We start from the raw sequence: 20489 nt of genomic DNA on the forward strand, positions 1-20489 counted from the left end.
GAATCCGCTGCATGGACGCGCCGCAGGACGCACCACGCGAACCCACCACATTGAACGTTCGAGCCCGTGCCCACGGGGCTGCCCTCTGTCGCCAAGCGGCTCCCGGCGGGACCTTCCCGGTCACGACGCGCGCACATCGGTGGCGCGATGTCCTGCTTATCCGGGATCCCGAGGCGCTTGACCGACCGCCGGGCGCATCCCGGGAGGCTATACTTCTGCCTCTTTTTTGTGCAGTTTCTCCATGCCTTCGCCGCTGCCCGGTCCGATGATCCTGGGCCCCTATCGCTTGCCCAATCGGCTGTTTGTCGCTCCCATGGCCGGGGTGACCGACCGCCCGTTCCGCGTGCTGTGCAAGAAGCTCGGCGCGGGCTATGCGGTGAGCGAGATGGTGACCTCGCGCAAGGACCTGTGGAACAGCCTCAAGACCTCGCGACGCGCCAACCATGAGGGCGAGGCGGCACCGATCTCGGTGCAGATCGCCGGCACCGACGCGGCGATGATGGCCGAGGCCGCCGCCTACAACATCGATCGCGGCGCGCAGATCATCGACATCAACATGGGTTGCCCAGCCAAGAAGGTCTGCAACAAATGGGCCGGATCCGCGCTGATGCAGGACGAGGCGCTGGCGATGGAGATCGTCGATGCGGTGGTCGCGGCCTGCGCGCCCCACGGCGTGCCGGTGACCTTGAAGATGCGTACCGGCTGGTGCCAGACCGAAAAGAATGCGCTGACGCTGGCGCGGGCCGCAGAGAGCGCGGGCATTGCGATGGTCACGGTGCATGGCCGCACACGCGAGCAGGGCTACAGCGGCCAGGCGGAATACGACACCATTGCCGCGGTAAAGGCGGCCTTGCGGATACCGGTCGTCGCCAATGGCGACATCGACAGCCCGCAAAAGGCCCGCGAGGTGCTGGCCGCCACCGGCGCCGACGCGCTGATGATCGGCCGCGCGGCGCAAGGCCGGCCCTGGATCTTTGCGGAGATCGCGCATTTCCTGTCCACCGGCGAGCTTCTGCCCGCGCCCCGCATTGCCGATGCCAAGCGCTGGCTGATCGACCATCTGCAGGATCACTACAGCCTGTACGGCGAGCTCACCGGCATGCGCAGCGCGCGCAAGCACATCGGCTGGGCGGTACAGGCGCTGCCCGGTGGCGACGCCTTCCGTCGCCACATGAATACGCTGGAGAGCTGCGAGCACCAGGTCAGCGCGCTGACGGATTGGCTGGATGCACTGGCCGTCGATCACGACCGCCTGCCTTACCTGCGGACCACGCCGCACGCCGCGAACGACGACCCCGATGAAGAACAACAACAAGAACACCACGATCGCCATTCCGACGACGATCGAGATCAGAAGCAAGACCGAGAAGAAAGAAGGCTGACGGCATGACGCCCAAACCGATTGAAACCTGCGTACGTGAGAACCTGGAAGCCTATTTCCGTGACCTCGGTGGCGAAGACCCGCATTCCATGCATGAAATGCTGATCCGGCTGGTCGAGAAACCATTGCTGGAAGTCGTGATGCAACACAGCGAAGGCAACCAGAGCAAGGCCGCCGAATGGCTCGGCATCAACCGCAACACCCTGCGCCGCAAGCTGGTGGAGCACAAGCTGATCTGACCTGGCGCCAACCGCCGCCACGCACTCCTCCCCTCGGGCATCGCCTGCGCTGCCCACCTCCGAATCCCCCTGTCTCCAGAGAACTTCCATGGCCCAACTGACCGCCCTGATCTCGGTGTCCGACAAGACCGGCATCGTCGAATTCGCCCAGGCCCTGCACGCACTGAACGTGCGGCTGCTGTCGACCGGCGGAACCGCCAAGCTGCTGGCCGACGCCGGCCTGCCGGTGACCGAAGTCGCCCAGCACACCGGCTTCCCGGAAATGCTGGACGGCCGCGTCAAGACGCTGCACCCGAAGATCCACGGCGGCCTGCTGGCCCGTCGCGATCTGCCCGAGCATGTGAGCGCCATCCAGCAGCACGGCATCGACACCATCGACATCCTGGCGGTGAATCTCTATCCGTTCGAAGCCACCGTGGCCAAGCCCGGCTGCACGCTGGAAGACGCGATCGAGAACATCGACATCGGCGGTCCGGCCATGGTGCGCAGCGCGGCGAAGAACTGGAAGGACGTCACCGTGCTGACCGACGCTTCGCAATACGCGCAGGTGCTGGAAGAGCTCAAGGCGCACGGCAAGACCAGCGACAAGACCCGTTTCGCGGCATCGGTCGCCGCCTTCAACCGCATCGCCCAATACGACGCGGCAATCAGCAACTACCTCAGCGCACGCCTGGACGACGGCTCGCTGGCCGAGTTCCCCGCGCAGCTCAACAGCAGCTTCATCAAGGTGCAGGATCTGCGCTACGGCGAGAACTCGCATCAAAGCGCCGCGCTCTACCGCGACCTGTATCCGGCCCCCGGCTCGCTGGTCACCGGCAAGCAGCTGCAGGGCAAGGAACTCAGCTACAACAACATCGCCGATGCCGACGCCGCCTGGGAGTGCGTCAAGAGCTTCGACGTGCCGGCCTGCGTGATCATCAAGCACGCCAACCCCTGCGGCGTGGCGGTGGCTGCGAATGCGGCAGAGGCTTATGCCAAGGCCTTCAAGACGGATCCGACCAGCGCCTTCGGCGGCATCATCGCCTTCAACCGCGAGGTGGATGGCGCGGCAGCGCAGCTCGTCGCCAAGCAGTTCGTCGAAGTGCTGATGGCGCCGTCCTTCAGCGCCGAGGCGCGTGAGATCTTCGCCAGCAAGGTGAACGTTCGCCTGCTGCAGATCGAGCTGCCGGCCGCCGGTGGCAAGACCCCGTTCGAACAGGGACGCAATGCGCAGGACGTCAAGCGTGTGGGTTCGGGCCTGCTGGTGCAGACCGCCGACAACCACTTCCTCACCAAGGCGGACCTGAAGGTCGTCACCTCGCTGCAGCCCAGCGCGCAGCAACTGGACGACCTGATGTTTGCCTGGACCGTGGCCCAGTACGTGAAGAGCAATGCCATCGTGTTCTGCGGCGGCGGCATGACGCTGGGTGTGGGTGCCGGTCAGATGAGCCGCATCGACTCCGCCCGCATTGCCTCGATCAAGGCCGAGAACGCCGGCCTCACGCTGCAGGGATCGGCCGTGGCCAGCGATGCCTTCTTCCCGTTCCGCGATGGACTGGATGTGCTGGCCGATGCGGGCGCGAGCTGCGTCATTCAACCGGGCGGCTCGATGCGCGATGAAGAGGTCATCGCAGCCGCGAATGAGCGTGGCATCGCGATGGTGTTCACCGGCGTGCGTCACTTCCGCCACTGATCGCCACAGCCACAAGCAAAGCGCCGCCACAGCGTGATCGAATCACTGGACGCCAGGTGATGAGAGTCCACTGTGGTGCGCACCACGCCAGGGCAATCCGTTGAGGTCGAAGGCCTCAGAACCCCGATGAAATCGAAGCAAAGCCTGGCACCGCCAGGCTTTTTCATTGGTCTTGGGATGAAACAGAATGCGTGTTTCTCCCTCGTCCATAGCTCAAATGTGGACAACGTCGTCAACACCCCCAATCAGTGGGATGCCGCAGCCACAGATCGCACCTTCGTCTCCTTCCGACAACTCGCGCTTAAAAATTTGGACAACTTTGCTTCTGTCACATTGACCGCCCCAAACTGGATTGGTAACTTCCCCACCCGCACCACTCAAGTGCTGAACCAGATTAGTTGGAAAGTCATATGAAGAAGATCTCCGTTATCGCCGCCGCCCTGCTGCTGGCTGGCGCCGCTCAAGCCCAATCGAACACTTCCGCCGTTTACGGTGAAGTGGGCTACACCTTTGTGACCATCGACGCTGGCACCGATCTGGAACCCGGCATGCTGCGTGGCATCGTCGGCTGGAACGTGCACCCCAACCTGGCCATCGAAGGCATGCTGGCCACCGGCGTCAAGGACGACAACACCTTCGGCCTGAAGACCAAGGTCTCGCGCGCTTACGGCGTGTACCTGAAGCCGAAGTACGACTTCGGCAACGGCTTCGAAGTGTTCGGCCGCCTGGGCTACGCTGACCTGAAGCTGAAGCAGTCGTTCCAAGGCGCCAGCGGCACCGATTCCGGCAACGACGTGTCCTACGGCGTCGGCGCCAGCTACAGCTTCAACAAGAACGTCTACGGCACCGTTGACTACATGAGCTACTACGACAAGGACGGCGTGAAGGGCACTGGCTTCACCCTGGGCGTTGGCTATCGCTTCTGAGCGATGCGCTGAAGGCTCTTCGGAGCCCTCGCCTCAAAAGGCCCGGCATCTGCCGGGCTTTTTTTCGTCTGTATTTCGCCTTTACCTGCTCCCCTGACCTGCTCGCCAGACCTGCTCGCCTGTACCTGCGGCAGGTCGACTTGTGCCTCGCTCTGCTGCCCACACCTCGCCGCAACGCATCGCGTCACCCAGGCCGCTGCCGCTGCCGCTCCCGCCCACGACGACGCCGCCCATCGCGGCACCCGGGCCACTGCGCCAATGACGCTGCACCCAGGCCGCAGCGCCACCTTGCCGCGCGGCCTCACTCACCGAATGCCGGTTCCACGCGGTGATGCACGGCTCCGAACGGAGCGCCCTCGTCCACGCGTCAGAACATGCCCAGCAGCTTCAGCACACCCAGCGTGGCGCCGACCGCGCCGATGCTGGTGCCGATGACCCAGCGCATGCGCTGATGACGCCGCTCACGCTCGAGTTCGGCCTGGCTCTTGACGGTGACCAGCGCATCGATCTTCGCGGAGATCACAGCCTCCAGGCTGTCCATGCGTTGGATGACGGGCTGAACGGCTTGACTGATCTGCATGGTGATGTGCCTTTCTAGCGAACCGACGACGCCCTTGGCGGTGTCATCACTGATGTTCGCGGACTTGAGTGCGGTGAAAAAATCGATCTGCATGGGAGGGCTCGCATGCGTCGGAAGACGGCTCCCTGCGCGTCACCAAAATGTCTACGCATCCCACGGTTCGCGGCAATACTCCAAACTGGTAGCAGATGGGGGGTGCGCACTGCCCCCCCCCAAGACGAGAAATCAGAAGAACACGCGGAGACTCGCCCCATGGACAACGCCCCTCACGAACATCTGCATCTGGTGCTGGAACAGCAACGCGCCGCCTTCGATCGGGATCGGCTGCCCAGCCTCGCGCAACGCAGGGATCGGCTCGAACGCCTGCGTCGCATGACCCGCACCCATGCCAACGCGCTGGCCGAGGCGATGTCCAAGGACTTCGGCCATCGATCGCATCAGGAAAGCCTGCTGGCCGATCTGTTCACCGTCGAGTCCGGCGCGCGCCACGCAATCAAGCATGTGAAGCGCTGGATGGCAGTCAAGCGCGCGCCCACCGCCTTGCACTTCCTGCCGGCCAGCAATCGCCTGATGCCGCAGCCCTTGGGCGTGGTGGGCATCGTGGCGCCGTGGAACTATCCCTACTACCTGGCGATGGCGCCGGCGCTGGCGGCACTGGCGGCCGGCAATCGGGTGATGATCAAGCCCTCCGAGCTGACCCCTCGCACCTCCGAGCTGATGGCCAAGATCGTGGCCGAGCATTTCGCGCTGGAGGAGATGACGGTCATCACCGGCGATGCCGAGGTCGGCAAGGTCTTCACCCAGTTGCCGTTCGATCATCTGTTCTTCACCGGCTCCACCGCCGTCGGACGCCTCGTGGCGCAAGCCGCTGCCAAGCACCTGACGCCGGTGACACTGGAGCTCGGGGGCAAGTCGCCGGCCCTCATCGACGCCAGCGCCGACCTGGCGCAGGCCGCCGAGCGACTGGCCTTCGGCAAGTTGCTCAACGCCGGCCAGACCTGCGTGGCGCCGGACTATGTGCTGGCGCCGAAGGCGATGGTGCGACCGCTGGCGGACGCCCTGATCGCAGCGGTGCGGCGCCACTATCCGCGCATTTCGGACAACCCGGACTACACCGCCATCGTCAGTCCGCGCCACCACGCCCGGCTGCAAGGCCTGCTCGACGATGCGCAAGCGCGCGGCGCCACCCTGCTGCCCACGCATGAGGACCATCCGACCGATCGCCGCCTGGTGCCCACGCTGCTGTTGAACACCACCGCCGAGATGACCGTCATGCGCGAGGAAATCTTCGGTCCGCTGCTGCCGATCATCGGCTACGACCGACCTGAGGACGCCATCGCACACATCAACGCGGGCGACCGCCCGCTCGCCCTCTACTGGTTCGGCAACGACCACGCCGCGCGGGACGCGGTGCTGGCGCGCACCCATGCGGGCGGGGTGACGGTCAATGACTGCATCTGGCACCTGGGGCAGGAGGAGCAGCCCTTCGGCGGCGTCGGCGCGAGCGGCATGGGGGCCTATCACGGGGTCTGGGGCTTCAACACCTTCAGCAAGCTCAAGCCGGTGTTCCTGCAATCGCGCTTCGCCGGCACCAAGCTGTTCTATCCGCCGTACGGCAAGACCTTCGATCGTTTGCTGGGCTTGTTGAAGAAGATCGCCTGAGCGCGCCGCCTTCATGAATGCGGATGCCGATTACCTGATCATCGGAGGCGGCTCCTCGGGTGCCGCACTCGCGAGCCGACTCAGCGAGTCGCCCGGCTGCCAGGTGCTGTTGCTCGAGGCCGGCGGACGCGGTGACGACTGGGTCGTTCAGACGCCGTTTGCCGGCGTGCTGCAGATCGCCACACGCCTGCACAACTGGGGCTTCGAGACCACGCCTCAGCCCGGCCTGAACGGACGACGTGGTTATCAGCCGCGCGGCCGGGTCCTCGGCGGGTCGTCGGCCATCAATGCGATGGTCTACACCCGCGGTCATCCCAGTGATTACGACGCCTGGGCCGCTGCCGGCAATGCGGGCTGGTCTTATGACGAGGTTCTGCCCTATTTCATTCGCTCCGAAGCCAATGCCCGCCTGGGCGCGCCCTGGCATGGTCAGGACGGGCCGCTGCGGGTCGGCGACCTGCGCACCGACAGCCCGGTGCATGCCGCCTGGCGCGCCGCTGCGCGCGAGTCCGGACACGCCGAGCAGGACGACTTCAACGGCGCCTCGATGGACGGCCTGGGCACCTATCAGGTCACCCAGTTCGAAGGCGAGCGCTGGAGCGTGGCACGCGGTTATCTGCATCCGCACCTGGGCCGGCGCCACAACCTGCAGGTGCAGACCGGCGTGCGGGCGCTGCGGCTGGTGTTCGAGGGTCGCCGCGCCGTCGGTGTCGAGGCGCTGCAGCACGGCCAGCGCCGCACCTGGCGCGCCGCCCGTGAAGTCATCGTCTCGGCGGGTGCGCTGCAATCTCCGCAACTGCTGATGCTGTCCGGCATCGGCGACGGGCAGGCGCTGCGGTCGCTCGGTCTGCCCGTGATGCAGCATCTGCCCGGGGTCGGCGCCCATCTGCATGACCATCCGGACTTCGTGTTCGGTTATGCCTCCGATCGCATCGACCTGGCCGGCTTTTCGATGCGCGGCGGTGTGCGACTGCTTCAGGAGATCGCCCGCTACCGCTCGACGCGCCGCGGCATGATCACCACCAACTTCGCCGAATGCGGCGGCTTTCTGCGCACCCGGTCCGGCCTCCCCGCACCGAATGTGCAGCTGCATCTGGTGGTGTCGATCGTCGAGGACCATGCGCGGCGCCTGCGTTGGGGTCACGGCTTGTCCTGCCATGTGTGCCTGCTGCGCCCACGCAGCCGCGGCCATTTGCGGCTGCAGAGCGCCGACCCGCTCGCAGCGCCGCTGATCGACCCGGCCTTCCTTCAAGACCCGGAGGATGTGCGTGAGCTGATCGAGGGCTACCGGCTGACCCGTGACCTGATGCGCGCGCCCAGCATGAAGGCGCTGTGGACACGCGAGCTGTGGAGCGCAGGCATCGACGAGGACGACCGCATCGAGGCCTTGCTGCGGCAGCGGGTGGACACGGTCTATCACCCGGTCGGCACCTGCCGGATGGGGCGCGACGCTCAGGCGGTGGTGGAAGAGCGCCTGCGGGTGCGCGGCATCGAAGGGCTGCGGGTGGTGGATGCCTCGATCATGCCGGCGGTCGTGAGCGGCAATACCAACGCGCCGGCGGTCATGATTGCAGAGAAGGCGGCGGACATGATCCGGGTCGACAGCGGGCAGAGATAATCGCGCCATGGTTCTTGCCGATCTCACCGGCCTCTTCCTGGCCTGGCTGGCGCGCCTGATCACTGGTGCGCAGGGGCACTGGAAAGGTTGCCCCCCCACCGCTGAACAGCGCATCTACTTTGCCAACCACCAGAGTCACTTCGACTGGGTGCTCATCTGGGCCTCTCTGCCCGGGGAGCTGCGGGTGCGCACCCGACCCATCGCCGCCCGCGACTACTGGACGGGCAGCAAGCTGCGCACCTGGCTCACCACCGCCGTCTTCAATGCGGTCTATGTCAGCCGCACCCGCAGCACGCCGGATGAAGATCCGCTCGAGCCGTTGGTCGAGGCGCTGCAGGGCGGCGACTCCCTGGTGATCTTTCCCGAAGGCACCCGCTCCAACAAGGGCGCGCCGCAGGCCTTCAAGGCAGGACTCTTCCATTTGTCAGAGCAATTCCCCGATGTGGAGCTGATCCCCACCTGGATCGACAACGTCCAGCGCGTCATGCCCAAGGGCGAGGTCGTGCCGGTGCCGATCCTGTGCACCGTCACCTTCGGTGAGCCGATGCGGATCGAGCCAGGCGAGGACAAGCGCGCCTTTCTGGAACGCGCCCGCGCGGCCGTGATGGCGTTGCGTCCCGGAGGGTGGAAGGAATGAGGTGGCTCAAGACCTTGTCCACCAGCGAACAGGTCGCCTTCCTGTTCGTGGTGCTGTTCGGCATGCTGATCCTGGTGAGCATCGGTTCGGTGCTGTGGTCGCTGCGAGAGCGCCCGGAAGAGGAGCAGGAGGAATGGCAGGCCCGCTGGGCGCGCTTCCGGCATGAACTCAACATGGTGTGGGTGGGGGCCTGCCTGTTCTGGGCCGCCTGGGTGTCCGGACCGGTGGGCGCCACGCTGCTGTTCGGCGTGTTCTCCTTCCTGGCATTCCGCGAGTTCATCACCCTGCTGCACACCCGGCGCGCCGACCATCGGGGCCTGATTCTGGCGTTCTTCGTCATCCTGCCGCTGCAGTACGTGTTGGTGGGCACCCGTCATTTCGACCTGTTCTCGGTGCTCATTCCGGTCTACGGCTTCCTGGCGATTCCGGTGGCCAGTGCGCTGGCGGATGATCCCGCGCGTTTCCTGGAGCGCAATGCGAAGATCCAGTGGGGCATCATGGTGTGCGTCTATGGCCTGTCGCATGCGCCGGCGCTGCTGCTGCTGGACATCCCCAAGTACCAGGGTCGCGGCGCCTTTCTGTTGTTCTTCCTGGTGGCGGTGGTGGCGTGCGGCCAGATCGCCCAGGCGGTGGCCACCGGCAAGTTCCGCGCGAAGCCGGTGGCGCGACGCATCAGTCGCTCGTTCACCATGAAGGCCTGGTGGATCGGCGCGTTTGCCGCCGCGCTGGCGGGAGCGTTGCTGTACTGGATCACGCCGTTCAAGGTCGGTCAGGCGGCGGGCGCGGCCTTCATTGCCGCCGGCTGCGGCAGCTTCGGCACCTTCGTCATGCAGGCGCTCAAGCGGGATGCCGGCATCAACGCCTGGGGCAACCGCAGCGCCATCACCGGTGCGGTGGGCCTGCTGGACCGGATTGCGGTGATGTGCTTTGCGGCGCCGGTGTTCTTCCATTCGGTGCGCTGGTACTTCGGAGGATGGACCTGATCATGCGAATCCTCGGCATCGATCCCGGGTTGCAGACCACCGGCTTTGGCGTCGTCGACGCGGAAGGCTCGAAGCTGGCGTATGTCGCCAGCGGCACGATCAAGACCAACGGCGTGCCCACCGGCGACCTGCCGGGCCGGATCAAGATCCTGTATGACGGCATTCGCGAAGTGGTGGCGCGCTACCAGCCGCATTGCGCGGCGGTGGAGATCATCTTCGTGAATGTGAATCCGCAGTCGACCCTGCTGTTGGGACAGGCGCGCGGCGCGGCGCTGACGGCGCTCGTGTCCTGCGACCTGGGCGTCTCGGAGTACACCGCCGTGCAGATGAAGAAGGCGATAGCCGGTCATGGCGGCGCGGCCAAGGCGCAGATCCAGGCGATGGTGCAGCGGCTGCTGGGCCTGCCGGGCGAGCCTGGCAAGGACGCTGCGGATGCGCTGGGCATCGCGATCATGCATGCGCATGCGCGCGTCTCGTTCGAGGCCATGAGCCGCAGCACGACGCTGCAACGCAAGCAGCACGCGCAATTCAAGGGCGGAAGGACATACTAGGCCCCCCCCTACCGGCTGGCGCCGGCCCCCGAGGGGGCGAGCAGGAGCCCGGCAAAGCCGGATCTCCATGCTCCGCTTGAGGGGCGGCGACGCTGCGCTCGCCTTTTCGCTGAGCGGTGGTTAGTTAGTCCCCAACCGGCTGCCGCCGGCCCCCAGGAGGACGAGCAGGAGCCCGGCAAAGCCGGATCTCCGTGCTCCGCTTGAGAGGCGGCGACGCTGCGCTCGGCTTTGCTGTTCGTGGATTCTCGGCTTGCGCCGGTTGTCATGGAGCGAGGAATGAACTTGCAGCCCGCCGCTCCAGCCCTGACCTCAGACCGATGCGCCGGGCGTATCCACGCCGCCGACATAACGGTTCGGGCCACTGGGCTGCACCAGCCAGTACAGCAGAATCAGTCCGCCGATGAGCGGAATCAGACTGATCAGCTGCCACCAGCCGCTGCGGTCGATGTCATGCAGACGACGTGCCGCCACCGCGAATGAAGGCAGCAAGATCGCCACCCACAGCACCGCGGCCAGCTTGTCGGAGATCAGGCTGGTCACCATCGCCGCCAGAATGATGAACAAGGTGAACCACCAGTACTCCGAGCGGCTGGCCACCCCAGTGAAGTCGGCGTATTTGCTGAAGCAGGTCTTGACGGCGTCGGTGAAGTTCATGGTTCCCTCTTTCCTCGTGTCCGGATCTTCGGATCCAGTGGTTGCTATTGGAATCCGCACGATCCTACCCACCCACCATCACAAAAACGATCCCCCCGAGGGGCGGGGATCGGGAAACTCCCGAGCCATCAAGGACAAATCCGCGCGAATCCGCCGATGCAGACACAATGGCCCCCGGCCCTGGCCTCCCCCCAGCGCCCGCGTCGTTGCAATCACCCCCAAGGAGACTCTGCATGAAGACATCGCTGCGACTCATCGCCGCCACCTCCCTCCTGGCCGCCGCCAGCCTGGCCTGCGCACAGCAGGCCCCCGCCATGGCCAAGGACGGCGCCCTCGTGGGCCCCAACGAGATGACGCTCTACACCTTCGACAAGGACACCGCCGGCAAGAGCGCCTGCAACGGCCCCTGCGCCAAGAACTGGCCCCCACTCGTCGCCAAGGCCGACGACAAGCCCGCCGGCGAATGGACCCTGATCACCCGCGATGACGGCGCCAAGCAGTGGGCCTACAAAGGCAAGCCGCTCTACTTCTGGGTCAAGGACACCAAACCCGGTGACCGCACCGGCGATGGCGTCAATCAGGTCTGGCACACCGCCAAGCCCTGATCCGCGTCCACCGTCCGGCCCGCACCCCTCAGGCCAGCGCCACATCTCGTCGGCTTGATCGCCATCCTGCTGAGCGTCGCACGAGGGGATCGCGCCGGAACGCGCTGGCATAGGCCCATGAGTCCGCCGGCCGCAGGATCGATGCCCCCGTGAAACCGCCTCGCCAGACGCTCAACCTGTCTCAAGGCTGAGCGTCTGCGGCGCCGATCCAAGTTCCCTCGCCCGGCTCAGCCCCAGCACGTGGACCGCACACGCCATAAGCGGGCCATGAGCGGGCCATGAGCAGGCCTTGAGCAGGCCTTGAGCAGGCCTTGAGCGGACGGTGCGCGGACCGTCTGCCGCACCGCGCCGGAGGCACCGTCGAAGCCATCTCGGCTGCCGGCGGCACAATGCCGGCCACCCCTCCCCCAAGTCGCTCATGTCCCTCACCCGTTTGATCGCTGGCCACATCCGCGGCCATTGGCGTCCCTATGCCGCCAGTGCCTTGATGCTCAGCACCATCGCCATCCTGACCGTGTGGATCCCCCGCCAGGTCGGCCATGTGGTCGATGCGTTGGTGGCCCACCGCATCGCCGGCTGGGACCTGCTGCGCGAGCTGGGCCTGCTGGTGCTCGCCGGTCTGGTGATCTATTTGCTGCGGGTGGGCTGGCGGCTGGCGCTGTACCGCACCGCCTATGAGCTGGGCCGGCAGCTGCGCACCCGGCTCTATGCGCAGTTGACCCGCCAGGGGCCGACGTTCTTCCATGCGCAGCGCACCGGCGATCTGATGGCGCTGGCGACCAATGATGTCGATGCGATCGAGATGGCCGCCGGCGAAGCCCTGCTCGCCGCCTTCGACGGATCGCTGACCTTGATGCTGGTGCTGGCCATGATGACCCTGGGCATCGACTGGCGACTGGGGCTGGCCGCACTGATCCCCTTCCCGCTCATGGCGTATGCGTTCTGGCGCATCTCCAACCATGTGCATGTGGCCTCCGCCGATTCACTGAAACGCTTCTCCTCGCTGAATCAGCAGGTGCAGGACAGTCTGGCCGGCGTGCGCACGGTGCGCGCCCTGGGGCTGGTCGGACGCAGCCGCGCCCAGTTCAGCGAGCTGGCGCAGGAGGCCGGCACCGCCACGTTCCAGGCGCAGCGCTGGGAAGCCATGTTCGAGCCGGCGGTGGGCCTGTCGCTGACCGCCGCCACCGTGATTGCGCTGGGCGTCGGCGCCTGGCTGGTCGGCACGAACGTGATCAGCATCGGCCAGTTGACCGCGTTCACCATGTACCTCGGGCAACTGATCTGGCCGATGTTCGCCGCCGGCTGGGTGCTGTCCCTGCTCGAACGCGGCCGCGCGGCCTGGTCCCGGCTCCATCCGGTCCTGGAGGCGCCCCCCGGGCTGGTGGACACCGGCACCCGCGACGTCCCCGCCCAGGCCGACATCGCCTGGGACAGCATCGATTTCCACTACCCCGGCATGTCCCGTCCGGCCCTTCGCGACATTCAGCTGGCCCTGGCGCCGGGCCGCACGCTGGGCATCGTCGGCGCGACCGGCTCCGGCAAGTCCACTCTGCTGCGGCTGCTGTTGCGCCAGTACGAACCGAACGTCGGCACGGTGCGGGTGGGTGGCTTGGCCGCGCCGGAGATCCGGCTGGAGGCGCTGCGCCGGGCACTGGCCTGGGTGCCGCAGGAACCCTTCCTGTTCTCGGCCTCGGTGGCGGAGAACATCGCCCTGGCACGCCCCGAGGCCACCCGCGAGCAGATCATGGAGATGGCCGAACTGGCCGCCGTGCATGACGACATCGCCCAACTGCCGCAGGGCTATGACACCTTGGTCGGTGAGCGCGGCGTGACGCTGTCCGGCGGCCAGCGTCAGCGCGTGGCCATCGCTCGCGCCCTGTTGGCCGGCGCACCGGTGCTGCTGCTGGACGACGCCCTCTCCGCCGTCGACAGCGGCACCGAAACCCAGATCCTCGACCACTGGCGCGCGCTGCGGCTGCGACATCCGGAGCGCAGCCTGGTGGTGGTCAGCCATCGGCTGTCCGCCGTGATGGAGGCCGACGAAGTCGTGGTGCTGCGTGAAGGCCGCATCGTCGAACGCGGTCGCCATGAGGACCTGCTGGCCCTGGGCGGCTGGTATGCCAGCCAGTGGCGCTATCAACAATTGGAGGCCAGCCTTGACGCTGCCTGAGACCGCCGCCGACGGGCGCAAGGCCGCCCCCGGCACCGACCATTCCCCGCGCGAAGCACTCAAGCTGCTGGCGCAGGCCGCCGCGCCCGAACGCCGCGGGCTGGTGAAGGGACTAGGCTGGCTGGTGGTCGCCGCCGCCCTGGAGGCCATCGGGCCGATCCTGGGCAAGCACTTCATCGATGTCCATGTACTGCCACGCCAGTTCGACCTGGCCGCGATGGCGCTGCTGCTGGGCGCCATGCTGCTCAGCGGCTGGGCGGCGAGCCTGCTGCGGTATGCGCAGTTGCGGCGCATGGCCTCGGTGGCTCGGCGCTCGGTGCTGCGGCTGCGCGAGCAGGTGTATGCCCATGTGCTGGCGCAGCCGATGGCCTTCTTCGACCGCAGCATTTCCGGTCAGCTGCTCAGCCGCATCACCAACGACACCGATGCGGTGAACAACCTCTACCGCCAGGTGCTGTTCGTGATGCTGGACTCCAGCATCGTGGTGCTGGGCGCGCTGGCGGCGATGGCCTGGCTGGATTGGCGCTTGATGCTGATCGTGGTGGCGCTGGTGCCCGCCAGCTCCGGCATCATCTGGCTGTACCAGCGGGCCAGCAGCGAGCCGGTGCAACGCGCCCGTGCCCTGCGCGCGGACCTGAATGCCCAGATGGCCGAGAGCATGGCCGGCATGGCGATGCTGCAGTCCGCCGGCGCCTCCCAGCGTTTCGCCGCCCGGTATGAGGCCGCCAATCAGGCGCAGCTGCAGGCGCGTGTGCTGGAACTGCGCGCCAATGCCTGGTTGCTGCGCCCGGCACTGGACCTGCTCAATGTCCTGCTGATCGTCACCGTGATCTACGGCTTCGGCCTGCGCGAGGTCTCCGGGATCGAGGTCGGCCTGCTCTATGCCTTCCTGGCCTACATCGCCCGGGTGGTCGAACCGCTGATCCAGATCACCATGCAGTTCAGCCAGTTGCAGCAGGCGCTGGTGGCCGCCTCGCGGGTCCGGGCGCTGCTGCAGGAGCCGGCCGAGCCGCGCTCCCAACGCGCCGACCTGCGGGTGACCCAGGGGGCGATCCGCTTCGAGCATCTGCAGTTCAGCTACAAGCCGGGGCAGCCGGTGCTGCACGATCTGGATCTGGAGGTGGCGCCTGGCAGCTTCGTCGGCATCGCCGGCCACACCGGCTCCGGCAAGTCGACCCTGCTGGCGCTGCTGCTGCGCTTCTATCAGCCGCAGCAAGGCCGCATCCTCGTGGACGGGCAGGCCCTGGAACAATTGCCGGACGAGGCCTTCCACGCCGCGCTGGGCCTGGTCCCTCAAGAGCCCTATCTGATCGCCGGCACGGTGCGGGAGAACATCCGCATGGGCCGCGCCATGTCGGACGACCGCATCGAAGCCGCCGCCCGCGATGCCCGGGCCCATGACTTCCTCATGGCCCTGCCCAACGGCTACGACAGCCGCCTGGGCGACGGCGGATTGGCGGTATCCACCGGCCAGAAGCAGTTGATCGCCCTGGCCCGCGCCCTGGCCGGCGATCCGCGCATCCTGTTGCTGGATGAGGCGACCGCCAACATCGACAGCGCCACCGAGTCGCAGGTCGGCGACGCCCTTCGCGCGCTGCACGGTCGGGTCACGGTGATCGCGATTGCGCACCGGCTGTCCACGCTGCGCGATGCCGATCAGATCGTGGTGCTGAATCACGGTCGCCTGGCCGAGCGCGGCACCCATGACGCGCTGATGCGCATCGACGGCGGCCTCTACCAGCGGCTGGTGCAGTTGCAGGCGCTGGAAGAGTGAGCCTCCCCGGCGCCGCCCGCGGCCGATGCGGCTGTCAGCGGCGCGCCGAGACGGTCAGCCCCCGCTGCCGCCTTGGCGCGAGCCCTACAACAGCAGCGCGAGACGTTCCAGGATCAGCACGGCGAAGAAGCCGATGCCGGCGATCACGGTCCACTTGATCAGCAGGATGCCGCGGTGGCGCCACACCGGCTGCTTGGTGCCGATGTAGACCGCAAAGCAGATCAGGCCCGCGAACAGCAGCAAGCCGAAGACGAGTCGGAAGATCATCACGAGACGGACTCCTCGGGTCGACCGGTCACCAGGCGGGCGCCAGTTCGGCGAATCCGGGAGGGGCTTCGCGGTCGTCCTCGAAGGTGACGATCTCATACGCCTCGGCGTCTGCCAGCAGCTCCCGCAGCAGCAGGTTGTTCAGCGCATGGCCGCCTTTGAAGGAGGTGTAGGCCGCCAGCAGCGGATGGCCGACCACCTGCATGTCGCCGATGGCGTCGAGAATCTTGTGCTTGACGAACTCGTCGTCGTAGCGGAGGCCCTCGGCATTGAGCACGCGGTAGTCGTCCACCACGATGGCGTTGTCCATGCTGCCGCCCAGCGTCAGGCCGCGCGAGCGCATGAGCTCGATGTCCTTGGTCATGCCGAAGGTGCGGGCCCGCGCGATCTCGCGCTTGTACTCGCCGCTGCCCATGTCGAACACGTACTGCTGGCCGGTGGCGGCCACTGCCGGGTTGTCGAACTCGATCTGGAAGCTGAGGGTGTAGCCATGGTGCGGCACCAGCTTGGCCCACATCAGGCTCTTGCCTTCGCCGCGACGCACTTCCACCGGCTTCTTCACCCGCAGGAACTGCTTGGGCGCGTTCTGCAGCTCGATGCCGGCCGACTGCAGCAGGAAGACATAGCTGGCGGCGGAGCCGTCCAGCACCGGGACTTCATCCGCGTTGATGTCGATCAGCAGATTGTCCAGACCCAGGCCGGCGCAGGCCGACAGCAGGTGCTCGATGGTCTGCACCTTGGGCTGTCCAGGATCGCCCTTCGGGCTGATGGTGGTGGCCATGCGGGTGTCGCAGACATTGGTCGTGCTCACCGGGATATCGACCGGCTGGGCCAGGTCGACACGGCGGAACACGATGCCGGTGCCCGGCGCGGCGGGACGCAGCGTGATCTCGACCTTCTGGCCGCTGTGGATGCCGACACCGACGGCCCGGGTCAGCGACTTGATGGTTCGTTGCTTCAGCATGGGGCGCATTGTCCCAAAACCGCGTCAACCTTGCTGGGGCAACGGTTCCGCATCACTGCGATGCACCGGCAGCCGCAGGGTGACCACCGTGCCGTGTCCGGGGCTGCTGTCCACCCGGATGCTGCCACCGAGCTGCCGGGCGCGGCGCTGCAGGCCGCGCAAGCCGCGGCCCTGGGCCACGCTGGCGACGTCGAAGCCCTCGCCGTCATCCTCGACCCGGATCTCCACCCGCTTACCCAGGTCCCGCGTTACCACACGCACCCGCGAGGCGCGTGCATGCTTGAGCGCATTGGTCAACGCCTCCTGCATCAGCCGCAGCACATGCAGTGCATCCGGCGGCTCCAGCCATTCCAGCACCGGCAGGTCATGCACATCCCACTCGAGCCGGAGTCCGCCGAGCTGCAGGCGCTTGCCCAGGCGATAGCGCATGGTCGCCAGCAGCGACACCAGGTCATGCCCCACCGGCTCGAGCGAATCGATCACCAGCCGCAGGTCATCCACGCATTCACGCAGCACGTCGACCACCTGCTCCTGCGGCATGGAGCCCTGCTCCACCGCCACCATCGCCGACAGCAACGACGAGCCCAGCCCGTCGTGCATGTCCTGCATCAAACGCTGTCGCTCCAACAGCAGCGCCTGCTGCCGCTCCGCTTCACGCAGCTTGTCGTGCTGGGCGCGCAACTGGTCGCTCTGCTCGGACAGACGCTGGGCCAGCTCACCATTGGCGCGCTCCACGCCGCGCAGGGCCTCGATGTAGCGGTACTGCACCGCATACAGGAAGCTGGCCAGGATCACCAAGGTGGAGAACGGCATCAGATAGACGTGTTCCGGCCACCACCAGCCGGCCAGCAGGCCCAGGTCGTGAATGCCCAGGGCAATGCCGATCACCAAGGCCGCCGCGATCAGGCGCAGCTCCCGCGTGCCTTGACGCCACGCAATGGTGGCGACAAAGCCGGTGCCCGCCAGCCCCACCACCGCATTGCAGATGTGCATCAGCACCAGCGAATCGAAGCCCCGCCCCCACAGCGGCAGCGACGCCAGGCTGGCCACCAGCACGAAGAGCCCGACCAGCCGCTCGAATCGGGCAAAGCGCTGCCGCGCGAAGCGCAACGCAAAGAGGAAGGTCAGCAGCATCACCCAGGACATCGACGCATGGGTCAGCCACCAGAACCATTCCAGGGCGTCACGGGTACGGGGCAGGTCCAGGTGATAGTGGAGATTGCGCAGCAGCCAGGCCACGCTGGCCAGTGCAAACAGCAGATAGGCCGGATCCTCGCGGCGCTTGAACCACAGCGCCAGCGCGAACAGGCCCATCGTCACCAGCGTCAGCCCGGTCGCCTGCGGCACGCCCACCTGCAGCGCCCAGCGGCGATCATGCCGCGGCTCCAGGTCTTCACGGGCCCCGAGCCACACGCTGGACACCGAGTAATAACCGCCCTGCATCACCGGCACGGCGATCACGACTTCGATTTCGCGCTCTTCCTGCAACTCGGTGAGCGCGGCCGGCAGGACCACCCACAACGGCCGCACCCACTGCTCCCGCGCACCGGACTGGTTGTCGAACACCGGACGCCAACCGCCATCGGTCTTGACCAGCACCGCCGCGGCCAGTGCCACCAGACGCGGCATGTAGAGGGCCACGCTGGTGGGCCAGCGACCCTGCGGTGCGGCGTAGCGCACCCGGTACCAACGCATCTGGAATCGGCGTGACTCGCCGCCCTCTTCGCCTGCGGCCTCACGTTGCTGCACCTCGGGCAGCGACACCGCTGTCCAAGCCTGCGACTGGGTGGGGGGCAAGAGATCGGCCGGCAGCTTGCCTTCGCCGCCGTCCATCGAGCGCAAGCCGCGCCACCAGGCACGGAGTTGCTCCGGCGACCAATCGGTGGTGGCCACCCAGGCCTCGGTGGCCCGCTGGGCACCCGGCCCGGTCATCGGGGCCAGCACCGAGCCCGGAGCCCCTTCGACCAGGGCGGCCTTCGGCGGCAGTGCGACCAGGGTTGGCTGAGGCTCGGTTTGAGCCACCTGTGCGGCCACCAGCCCCGGACAGAGCGACATCAGCGCGGACAAGACCCCGAGGAGCAGCCATTGAAGCTGCGGCCAACGCGCCGTGAGCGCAGCGCGCGCGGCAGACTCGGCACCTTGGGAGAGATTCGACAGCCCCGCCGTCACGGTGCGGGCTGGCGTCCGGGATCCGAAGATCGATGCGATCGTTGCGATCGATGCAATCCTTGCGATCGATGCCATCGCACCAATCAAAGCGATCAATGCCATCAGAAGCCGGATCGGGCCACGGAGCCCACCGCCGTCCTCACGGGCGGCACCCAACGCACGCGCGGCGCGATCGGTCGCTGTCTCCCTTGTTCGGCTTCCCTGGACCATTCAGCACTCTGTCGGTGTTATTGCGCGCTGGCGCATGGGCCGCAAGTGTGCCGAAGTTCCGCTTGGCGGACGAGCCCAGAATTGAAACAAGAAAAAGCGCTCACCCAGAAAAAAGGCCATGCCGGTGACGGCATGGCCTTGAAGCTGATGGTGAGTTGGCGTGTCGATCGAGGTCGACTCAGTCCGCCTGCTTGCGCAGGAAGGCCGGGATCTCGATTTCGTCCATGCCGTTGGACGACAGGGCCTCGACCTTGGCTGCAGCCGTACGGCCATGGCGCCAGACGCTCGGCACGTTCATGCTGCCGAAGTCCGCTGCGCTCATCGTGGCGGCCGGGGTGGCGATGCCGCCCTGTGCCGCCGCGGATCCAGGCATGACCACCGGTTGCGTCAGCACCGGCATGTTGTCGGTGCCAGTGCGCAACTGGGTCTGCTGCACGACCTGCAACGGCTGCTGCTTCTGGTTGCGCTGGCTCAGGCCGGTCGCGATGACGGTCACGCGCAGTTGGTCGCCCAGGCTGTCGTCGTAGGCCGTGCCGTAGATGATGTGCGCATCGTCCGCGGCATAGCGCTTGATGGCGGTCATCGCGTTGCGGCTTTCGGCCAGCTTGAAGTTGTTGCGACCCGCCGCAATCAGCACGAGCACGCCGCGCGCGCCCGACAGGTCGATGCCTTCCAGCAGCGGGCAAGCCACCGCCAGCTCGGCCGCCTTGGCGGCACGGTCCGGACCAGCGGCCACCGCCGTGCCCATCATCGCCTTGCCGGGCTCGCTCATCACCGTCTTGACGTCTTCGAAGTCGACGTTCACCAGGCCAGGCATGTGGATGATGTCCGAGATGCCGCCCACCGCATTCTTCAGCACGTCATTGGCATGCGCGAAGGCTTGATCCTGGGTGATGTCGTCGCCCAGGACTTCCAGCAGCTTGTCGTTGAGCACGACGATCAGCGAATCCACATTCGCTTCGAGCTCGGCCAGACCGGCATCGGCGGCCTTGCCGCGACGCGAGCCTTCGAATTCGAACGGCTTGGTGACCACGCCGACGGTCAGGATGCCCATCTCCTTGGCGATGCGCGCAATCACGGGGGCCGCACCGGTGCCGGTGCCGCCGCCCATGCCGGCGGTGATGAACAGCATGTGCGCACCGGTGATCGATTCGCGGATGCGCGCCTCGGCCTCTTCGGCGGCCGTGCGGCCGACCTCGGGCTTGGCACCCGCGCCCAGGCCGGTATGGCCCAGTTGCAGGAGTTGGTCAGCCTTGGAGCGATTCAGGGCCTGTGCATCGGTGTTCGCCACGACGAACTCCACGCCCTGGACACCTTGCGCAATCATGTGTTCAACGGCATTACCGCCGCCGCCGCCCACACCGATCACCTTGATCTGGGTGCCTTGATCAAACTCTTCGATCATCTCGATGGCCATATCAAACCTC

General features: G+C 66.7%; 19 protein-coding genes. 13 read left to right on the forward strand and 6 right to left on the reverse strand.

Annotation, left to right across the window (positions count from 1 at the left end; all coding sequences use genetic code 11):
* The first annotated feature begins 265 nt into the window (after positions 1-265).
* From dusB to N4261_RS20090, 5 genes are all read left to right on the forward strand, one after another.
* On the forward strand, positions 266-1390 hold the full coding sequence (gene dusB / locus N4261_RS20070) for a tRNA dihydrouridine synthase DusB (RefSeq protein ID WP_435532082.1): 1125 nt from the start codon (positions 266-268) through the stop codon (positions 1388-1390).
* Positions 1387-1620, forward strand: a complete 234-nt coding sequence (locus N4261_RS20075; protein ID WP_261757031.1) for a helix-turn-helix domain-containing protein — start codon at positions 1387-1389, stop codon at positions 1618-1620. The genes dusB and N4261_RS20075 overlap by 4 nt, the downstream gene beginning before the upstream one ends.
* Before the next feature lie 88 nt (positions 1621-1708).
* Positions 1709-3292 (forward strand): bifunctional phosphoribosylaminoimidazolecarboxamide formyltransferase/IMP cyclohydrolase, encoded by a 1584-nt coding sequence (gene purH / locus N4261_RS20080; protein ID WP_261757032.1) that lies wholly within the window; start codon positions 1709-1711, stop codon positions 3290-3292.
* Between the two features lie 75 nt (positions 3293-3367).
* Positions 3368-3706: a hypothetical protein gene (locus N4261_RS20085; RefSeq protein WP_261757033.1), complete on the forward strand. Its 339-nt coding sequence runs from the start codon at positions 3368-3370 to the stop codon at positions 3704-3706.
* The gene (locus N4261_RS20090; RefSeq protein WP_261757034.1) at positions 3703-4218 is read left to right on the forward strand and encodes a porin family protein; all 516 of its coding nucleotides are present in this window, start codon (positions 3703-3705) and stop codon (positions 4216-4218) included. Before N4261_RS20085 ends, N4261_RS20090 begins: the two co-directional genes overlap by 4 nt.
* Positions 4219-4585: 367 nt before the next feature.
* On the opposite strand, the gene N4261_RS20095 is transcribed toward N4261_RS20090, so the two are convergent.
* Positions 4586-4798, reverse strand: a complete 213-nt coding sequence (locus N4261_RS20095; protein WP_261757035.1) for a hypothetical protein — start codon at positions 4796-4798, stop codon at positions 4586-4588.
* 252 nt (positions 4799-5050) lie between these two features.
* Here N4261_RS20095 and N4261_RS20100 point away from each other — a divergent pair, with 252 nt between their 5' ends.
* From N4261_RS20100 to ruvC, 5 genes are read left to right on the forward strand one after another with little or no spacing between them, the layout of a single operon-like run.
* On the forward strand, positions 5051-6460 hold the full coding sequence (locus tag N4261_RS20100; RefSeq protein WP_261757036.1) for a coniferyl aldehyde dehydrogenase: 1410 nt from the start codon (positions 5051-5053) through the stop codon (positions 6458-6460).
* 13 nt (positions 6461-6473) lie between these two features.
* Positions 6474-8078 (forward strand): GMC family oxidoreductase, encoded by a 1605-nt coding sequence (locus N4261_RS20105; protein WP_261757037.1) that lies wholly within the window; start codon positions 6474-6476, stop codon positions 8076-8078.
* A 7-nt stretch (positions 8079-8085) separates the two neighbouring features.
* On the forward strand, positions 8086-8715 hold the full coding sequence (locus N4261_RS20110; protein WP_261757038.1) for a lysophospholipid acyltransferase family protein: 630 nt from the start codon (positions 8086-8088) through the stop codon (positions 8713-8715).
* Positions 8712-9698 carry a phosphatidate cytidylyltransferase gene (locus N4261_RS20115; RefSeq protein ID WP_261757039.1) on the forward strand — a complete coding sequence of 329 codons (987 nt, stop codon included), beginning with the start codon at positions 8712-8714 and terminating at the stop codon, positions 9696-9698. Before N4261_RS20110 ends, N4261_RS20115 begins: the two co-directional genes overlap by 4 nt.
* A gap of 2 nt (positions 9699-9700) precedes the next feature.
* Complete coding sequence (ruvC, locus tag N4261_RS20120) at positions 9701-10249, forward strand: crossover junction endodeoxyribonuclease RuvC (protein ID WP_261757040.1); 549 nt, start codon at positions 9701-9703, stop codon at positions 10247-10249.
* 309 nt (positions 10250-10558) lie between these two features.
* Here ruvC and N4261_RS20125 read toward each other — a convergent pair whose 3' ends face one another.
* Entirely contained in the window at positions 10559-10903 is a 345-nt protein-coding gene (locus N4261_RS20125) for a DUF805 domain-containing protein (RefSeq protein ID WP_261757041.1), read from the reverse strand.
* A gap of 233 nt (positions 10904-11136) precedes the next feature.
* Here N4261_RS20125 and N4261_RS20130 point away from each other — a divergent pair, with 233 nt between their 5' ends.
* The 3 genes from N4261_RS20130 to N4261_RS20140 all read left to right on the forward strand — a co-directional run bounded on the left by N4261_RS20130 (position 11137) and on the right by N4261_RS20140 (position 15452).
* Positions 11137-11508 (forward strand): COG4315 family predicted lipoprotein, encoded by a 372-nt coding sequence (locus N4261_RS20130; RefSeq protein WP_261757042.1) that lies wholly within the window; start codon positions 11137-11139, stop codon positions 11506-11508.
* Positions 11509-11926: 418 nt separating this feature from the next.
* Positions 11927-13678 (forward strand): ABC transporter ATP-binding protein, encoded by a 1752-nt coding sequence (locus N4261_RS20135; protein WP_261757044.1) that lies wholly within the window; start codon positions 11927-11929, stop codon positions 13676-13678.
* Positions 13665-15452, forward strand: a complete 1788-nt coding sequence (locus N4261_RS20140; RefSeq protein WP_354005376.1) for an ABC transporter ATP-binding protein — start codon at positions 13665-13667, stop codon at positions 15450-15452. Before N4261_RS20135 ends, N4261_RS20140 begins: the two co-directional genes overlap by 14 nt.
* Positions 15453-15536: 84 nt before the next feature.
* Here N4261_RS20140 and N4261_RS20145 read toward each other — a convergent pair whose 3' ends face one another.
* From N4261_RS20145 to ftsZ, 4 genes are all read right to left on the reverse strand, one after another.
* Positions 15537-15719: a hypothetical protein gene (locus N4261_RS20145; RefSeq protein ID WP_435531957.1), complete on the reverse strand. Its 183-nt coding sequence runs from the start codon at positions 15717-15719 to the stop codon at positions 15537-15539.
* Between the two features lie 28 nt (positions 15720-15747).
* Positions 15748-16683, reverse strand: a complete 936-nt coding sequence (gene lpxC, locus N4261_RS20150; protein WP_261757046.1) for a UDP-3-O-acyl-N-acetylglucosamine deacetylase — start codon at positions 16681-16683, stop codon at positions 15748-15750.
* Between the two features lie 24 nt (positions 16684-16707).
* On the reverse strand, positions 16708-18750 hold the full coding sequence (locus tag N4261_RS20155) for a sensor histidine kinase (RefSeq protein WP_261757047.1): 2043 nt from the start codon (positions 18748-18750) through the stop codon (positions 16708-16710).
* Between the two features lie 490 nt (positions 18751-19240).
* Entirely contained in the window at positions 19241-20479 is a 1239-nt protein-coding gene (ftsZ, locus tag N4261_RS20160; RefSeq protein WP_261757048.1) for a cell division protein FtsZ, read from the reverse strand.
* Positions 20480-20489: the final 10 nt, after the last annotated feature.

The sequence above is a fragment of the Roseateles amylovorans genome, assembly GCF_025398155.2.
Lineage (GTDB): Bacteria > Pseudomonadota > Gammaproteobacteria > Burkholderiales > Burkholderiaceae_C > Roseateles > Roseateles amylovorans.